The organism is Blastococcus sp. SYSU DS0510 (assembly GCF_054050835.1).
The window spans coordinates 1-823 of sequence record NZ_JBJHAC010000055.1; the positions used below are offsets into that span (position 1 = coordinate 1).

Here is an 823-nt window from a genome sequence, read left to right on the forward strand (position 1 = left end):
TGTACTGACCGGACAGGTTGGTCAAGCGGGTGATGGGTGGGCGGTTGTCGGTCGCGGTGTGGGGCCGGTGATGGTTGTACTCGTGCAGCCAGGCCGGCAGTGCTTTGCGTCGGGCTGACTCGCTGAGGTACTGCCGTCGGAAGGCCCAGCCGTCGGACATGGTGCGGTGGAAGCGTTCGATCTTGCCGTTGGTCTGCGGGCGGTAGGGGCGGGTGCGCTTGGGGGTGATGGCCAGCTCGGCGCAGGCGTCGCGCCAGGCGTGGGAGCGGTAGGCCGAGCCGTTGTCGCTCAGCACGCGTTCGACGGTGATGCCCCGGGCGGCGAACCAGGCCATGGCGTTGCGCAGCACGCCGATGGCGGTGGCGGCGGTCTCGTCGTCGTGGATCTCGGCGTAGGCGACCCGGCTGTGGTCGTCGATCACGGTGTGCACGAACGCGGTGCCCATCTTCGGGTTGCGGTGGGCGTTGCGCGGCTTGCCCGGAGTGGCGATCCGGTTCTTGTCGCCTTGGGCGCGGCCGACGTAGCGCCAGCCGCCGCCGTCGGGGATGTTGCCCAGCTTCTTCACATCGACGTGGATCAGCTCACCGGGCCGATCGCGTTCGTAGCGGCGGATCGGCTCCCCGGTGGCCCGGTCGACGTGGGAGAGCCGGTTGATCCGGCACCGGCGCAGCACCGCGTGCGCCGTCGAGGGCGCCACGCCGACCCGGTCGGCGATCGCCACCGGGCCCAGCCGCTGCTTCCACCGCAGGTGCACGATCTTGCGCACCACCGGCTGCGGCGTGCGGCGTGGTGAGGAGTGCGGCCGCGAGCTGCGGTCGACCAT

The 823-nt window shown here is 71.0% G+C and carries 1 protein-coding gene; it reads right to left on the reverse strand.

The window, feature by feature from the left end; translation table 11 throughout:
* Positions 1-823 (reverse strand): IS481 family transposase (locus ACI79P_RS21665; protein ID WP_456583125.1); only part of this gene is annotated, 823 nt, incomplete at both ends.